Genomic DNA, 5,334 nt, shown 5'->3' with positions numbered 1-5,334 from the left:
TCCGGCGGCCACGTGAGCATCGACGAGGCGTTGAAGATGGCCGAGGGTACCTGCCCGGTGCTGGCGGTCCTCGATGCCGACGGGCTGCCGCTGTACCTGGGGCGCTGCGAACGCCTGGCCACCCCGGCGCAGCGCCTGGCGTTGATCGCCCGCGACAAGGGTTGCACCCGCCCCGGATGCGATGCGCCAGCGTCGATGTGCGCGGTGCACCACATCACCGACTGGGCCAAGGGCGGCCCCACGGATCTGACCAATCTGACCTTGGTGTGCGATCACTGTCATGCGCTGGTCAATGACAGTGCCGACGGGTGGAAAACCGTTGTGATGGGCAAGGATTCCCCGTATCGGGGGCGGACCGGGTGGATTGCTCCGAAACGTCTTGACCCGACCGGCACGGCTCGGGTGAACGACAGGCATCACGTGGGGCAGCAGGTCGCCACTGCGATCGATTCCAGTTGTCAGAGGTGGGGTTCACGGGCGGCGTGATTCCCGGCTGCTCGTGTCCTGCTGGCGTGCGCAGGAGCGGGGAAGTGTGGTTACGTCGCCTAATCCGCCGGACTCGAGCTGACGCCGGATTGAGAGCGGCCACCCGCCGATCCCAGCCCACGGACTGCACGCACCACCTCCTAGAGACACCCCCCACCGCTTCACAGGCGACCGCCGCCGAGCGGGATCACCACCGCATCCAACGACCACATCGCCAGGGGTGCAGGGGCCACCAACTGGAACTTGCGGCCGACGGTGGAGTTCATGACGTGGCGACTCCAACCCCCGGATCCGATGGAATACCTCCTGCAGCAACCCCACATGCGGCTTCAAAGGTGAGGGGCTGGTAGCTGCAGGCGCGGACGTGAGCCCGGCCCCTCCCTTCTCCAGGCATCTTTCGTCTTTTGCTCCTTGGGGTCCTCGTCTGTGGCGCTTCGGCTCCCCTGTGGCGCACAGCGATTCCGGGTTAGCGAGTCAGCTCGACCAACTCGGCGCGAATCGGGCGGCCGGTTACTCGTTGAAGCAGCGGCGAATAGACCAGAGGGATGGCGAATTCGATGACGAGCATGGCGATGTAGAACCAGTGCGGCCAGCCGACGTAGGCGACGGTCAGTAGACGGACCACGCCGCCGGCGAAGAACAGCACCATGAGCAGGTGGATCAGGCCGGCGTAGCGGTCCAGGTCCCGGGCCGCCCACACACAGGCCGCGCCGTAGGAGAGGAAGAGCACCATCGAGAACCGCATGTCGCCGTCCAAGGTGGCGTTGGGCGTGTTTGCCCCGATGATCGTGCTGGGCCCGATGAAGATGTGCGCCAAGGCGATCAAGACGCAGCAGACACCGAAAAAGGCTAGGAACCACTGTAATACGGCTCGCATGACCGCCCCTTCCCGGGCGAAACCCGGAGCTTGGTAGACACGTGTCAACTAGATGATTCGGAGCGTAACCCGCTAGTACACACGCGTCAACTACGGTGGTGCCATGCCGCCGCGACGTCGCCTCAGCCCCGAACAGCGCCGCGCCGAATTACTGGACGTGGGTGCGCAGCTGTTCGCTGCCCTGCCGTACGACCAGGTACAGATGGACCAGATCGCCGAGCGGGCAGGCATCTCGCGAGCCCTGCTGTATCGCCACTTCCCAAGCAAGAGCGCACTTTTCGCCGCCATCTATCAGCGCGCCGCCGAAACGTTGCAGGCCGCGGTACACCTCGACCCCGGCCTCCCGCTGACCGACCAGGTCGCCGCCGGGCTCGACGCACACCTGGGGTACTTCGCCGCCAACCGCAATACGGTGCTGGCCGCCAACCGCGCGCTCTCCGGCGATCCGGTCGTCCAGGCGATCGTGTTCGGCGACCACACCGCCATGCACGACGAGATGCTCGCCGCCATTGGACTCACCGGCCCGGCCCGCGACGTCATGTCGGCCCTGCTGACCTCGTGGCTGATGTTCGTCCACACCCTCTGCCTGGAATGGCTGGAACACCAGACCCTCACCCGCGAGCAGGTCCGCGCGGCCTGCCTCGGCGCACTGACCGGTGCGCTGGCCGCGGTACAGGACTCGCCCCGCTGACCGACCCGCCCTGGGCTGGAACGTGTTTCGGGCCCAGGGCGGGTTCTCGGCTCAGCCCGCGAGCTTCGCCAAGTTCGGGAAGTTGCTCAGCTCCCAGCCGCCGTCCACCACCATGTCGATGCCGGTGATGTAGGAGGCGTCGTCGGAGGCGAGGAACAGGCTGGGGGCGGCGATCTGTTCCGGGGTGGCGGGCGCACCCATCGGGATGCGGTCCAGGAACATCTGTTTGGCGGGCTCGTAGCCCATGACCGCCGCGACCAGCGGGGTGTCCACCAGGCCGGGGAGGATGGCGTTCACCCGGATGCGGAACTGGGCCAGCTCCAGGGCCGCGTTCTTGGTGAACATGACCACGCCCGCCTTGCCCGTGGAGTAGGGGCTGCCACCGGGCATGGGGACGCGGGCGTCGAGCGAGGAGATGTTCACGATCGCGCCGCCACCGGTCGACTTCATCAGGCGCGCTTCATGTTTGGTGCACAGGAAGACGCTCTTCTGAATCAGGTCGATGGTGAAATCCCAGTCGGCCTCGGTGAGATCGGTGACCGCGCCGATGCGGGAAGCGCCCGCCACATTGAAGGCCGCGTCGAGACGGCCGAAACGGGATGCGGCGGTGGCGATCCCGGCCTCCACCTGGGCCTCGTCCGTGACATCGGTGACCACGGAGACGAAGGCGTCGCCGAGTTCGGCGGCCTTCTTCCCGAGACCCGCCTCGTCGATGTCGAGGCCGACGACGTTCGCGCCCTCGGCGATCAGCGCAGCGGCGATGGCCGCGCCGATACCGGAGGCCGCACCGGTGACGACCGCAGCACGGCCGTCGAATCTACGAGCGTTCATCGGGCACCTGCCCGCAGGAATTCGCCGGTGCGTTCCTTGCCCAGGGTGTCGGCCTTCTCCCCCAGCCCGAAGACGAACTCCCCGTTCACCAGCACCGCGGTGACGGTGTCGTCATTGCGGTTGACCATGCGGGAGAGGTTGTCGAACTCCGGAATCGGATTCTCGGCATAGGCTTCCAGGCTGTCGTCCAGGCGCGCCGGATCGATGATCAGCACATCGGCCCGATCACCCTCGCGCAGGTGCCCGGCGTCCAGGTCGTACCAGTCGGCCAGCTCGCCGGACACCCGGTGTACGGCGTGCTCGACCGTCATGAACGGCCGCCCCGCCTGGTGTGCCTTGTGCACGCGCTTCAGCAGCCGCAGCCCGAAGTTGTAGAAGGCCATGTTCCGCAGATGCGCGCCGGCGTCCGAGAAGCCCAGCTGCACACTGGGATCCGCGGCCAGCACATCCAGTACCTCGGGCCGGTGATTGGAGATGGTGGTGCGCCAGCGCACCTTGGGCCCGTACTCCACCACCAGATCCAGGAAGGCGTCCACCGGGTGCACGCCGCCGCGATCCACGCCGACCTGACCGAAGGTCTTGCCGATCACGCTCGCATCCGGGCACTCGGTGATCTCGGCGTCGAAGAAGTCCCGATGCCAGACCCGCGGACCCCACTTCTTGTCGTAGTCCTTGCGGAACCAGCGGCGGTAGTTCTCATCGGCCAGCAGTTCCCGGCGCTCCTCCAGCTGGTTGGACAGGTGCAGAGCCGCTGCGCCGGAACCGAATTCCTCGAACACCGGCAGATCGATGCCGTCGGAGTAGACCTCGAACGGCACCGGCAGATGCTGCCAGCGGAAGTCGCCGCCGAGCCCGTTGATGATCCGGCCAAGCAGCGGAAAGACCTTCACCACACCGGGAATCGCCTTGATGTCGGCCGCCGACAGCAGGCTCACCTTCAGTTTGGGCCGGAAGAAGCCCAGGCTGCTGGCCGCCATGCCGAGCATGCTCTGCGGCTTGGCGACATCGGGACCACCCTGCAACGCCCGTTTGCGGTCGCGCAGAATGCGATTCAGCCGCCGCCGCTCCTTGCCGGTGGCATAGGTCGACGGCAGCGTCCGCGACCGGCACACCTCGCCGTCCAGCTTGTCGAACAGCAGCTGCTGCGAGGACATACCGACGAATCCGGCGTCCAGCGCCTCGGTCAGTTTGTGCTCCATGGCCGTCAGCTCGGACTCGGTCGGCTGCACATCCGGATCGGTGGCCCGCTGCAAGCCCAGCTGGGACGCCCGGATGTCCGAATGACCGATGAAGGCAGCGACATTCGGGCCCAGTGGCAGCGACTCCAGCGCCGCCACATAGCCGTGCGCGCTGTTCCAGGTCTTCAGCGCGTCCACCGCCTCGACCACGTGCTTGCGCGGAATCGCCTCCACCCGGCCGAACAGGTCGCCCGCGTCCGAACCGCCGACATGCACGGTGGACAGCGAGCACGACCCGAGCAGCAGTGTGGTGACGCCGTGCCGCAGCGACTCCGACAGCGTCGGATCCAGCAGCACCTCCACGTCGTAGTGGGTGTGGATGTCGATCATGCCCGGCATGACCCAGCGGCCGGTCGCGTCGATCACTCGCGCACAGCCGGTCTCGTCCAGCGGCGCGGCCGACACGGTCGCCACCCGGCCGTCCCGGATCCCGAGATTACGGATGGCCGAGGGCGCACCGGTGCCGTCGAACCAGCGCCCGTTCTTGATGATGGTGTCGTACACAGGAATTCACTTTCCCAGGGAGAGGTCGCGGCGCAGGACTTTGCCGGTGGCATTGCGCGGCAGGGGTTCCGCGGTGACCAGCCAGCGCGCGGGCACCTTGAAATAGGCCAGCTGTTTGGCCACGTGATCGCGCAACTCGTCCTCCGACAACGACTCCGGATCGTCGACCACCACGATCGCGGCGACCTCCTGACCCAGATCCTCGTGCGGCACACCGATCACCGCCGACTCCCGCACCAGCGGATGCTCGTCGAGGACGTTCTCGATCTCCTGCGGGTACACGTTCTCCCCACCCCGCAGGATCAGATCCGAACGACGCCCGGAAATATAGAGCTTGCCCTCACGCAGGGTGCCGTAGTCACCGGTCCGCAACCAACGGTTCTCATCGATCGCGGCCCGGGTGGCCTCCTCGTTGTTCCAATACCCGAGCATCACATAGGGACTGCGGATGCAGACCTCGCCCTCCTCGCCGTCGGGAACCGGCTTGCCGTCGGGGTCGCGCACCTCGACCGAGACACCGACCACCGCACGGCCCACGGTCTCGTTGTCGGCGGCCAGCTCCGGCGGGGTCGCCACCGTCGCGGCGGTGCCGGACTCGGTGCACCCGTAACTGGTGGTCAAACCCTGCAACGCGACCGGGAACCGTTCACGCAGCCGCTGCACCAACGCCGGAGACGACGGCGCGGAATTGAGCGAGAACGCCGTCA

Annotated in this window: 6 protein-coding genes; 2 read left to right on the top strand and 4 right to left on the bottom strand. The window is 66.9% G+C overall.

Annotation, left to right across the window (positions count from 1 at the left end; all coding sequences use genetic code 11):
- Positions 1–486, top strand: a 486-nt coding sequence (locus ACFXN1_RS51160; RefSeq protein ID WP_379464146.1) for an HNH endonuclease signature motif containing protein, incomplete at its 5' end; no start/stop codon positions are given.
- 466 nt (positions 487–952) lie between these two features.
- Here the strand turns inward: ACFXN1_RS51160 and ACFXN1_RS51155 are convergent.
- Positions 953–1,363: a DUF4345 domain-containing protein gene (locus ACFXN1_RS51155; RefSeq protein WP_379401842.1), complete on the bottom strand. Its 411-nt coding sequence runs from the start codon at positions 1,361–1,363 to the stop codon at positions 953–955.
- Positions 1,364–1,466: 103 nt separating this feature from the next.
- On the opposite strand from ACFXN1_RS51155, the gene ACFXN1_RS51150 reads away from it, so the two are divergent.
- Positions 1,467–2,054, top strand: a complete 588-nt coding sequence (locus tag ACFXN1_RS51150; protein ID WP_379379475.1) for a TetR/AcrR family transcriptional regulator — start codon at positions 1,467–1,469, stop codon at positions 2,052–2,054.
- A 51-nt stretch (positions 2,055–2,105) separates the two neighbouring features.
- Here the strand turns inward: ACFXN1_RS51150 and ACFXN1_RS51145 are convergent, their stop codons facing one another.
- From ACFXN1_RS51145 to ACFXN1_RS51135, 3 genes are all read right to left on the bottom strand, one after another.
- Entirely contained in the window at positions 2,106–2,885 is a 780-nt protein-coding gene (locus ACFXN1_RS51145; protein ID WP_379446547.1) for an SDR family NAD(P)-dependent oxidoreductase, read from the bottom strand.
- A complete protein-coding gene (locus ACFXN1_RS51140) occupies positions 2,882–4,627 on the bottom strand; it encodes an amidohydrolase family protein (RefSeq protein WP_379446548.1) in 1,746 nt (581 codons plus the stop codon). Before ACFXN1_RS51140 ends, ACFXN1_RS51145 begins: the two co-directional genes overlap by 4 nt.
- Before the next feature lie 6 nt (positions 4,628–4,633).
- A partial coding sequence (locus tag ACFXN1_RS51135) for a class I adenylate-forming enzyme family protein (protein ID WP_379446549.1) occupies positions 4,634–5,334 on the bottom strand: 701 nt, incomplete at its 5' end.

Origin of the sequence: Nocardia sp. NPDC059154 (assembly GCF_042755705.1) — a bacterium.
In the GTDB taxonomy this organism is placed as follows: domain Bacteria; phylum Actinomycetota; class Actinomycetes; order Mycobacteriales; family Mycobacteriaceae; genus Nocardia.
This window is presented reverse-complemented; position numbering and strand designations above follow the sequence as displayed.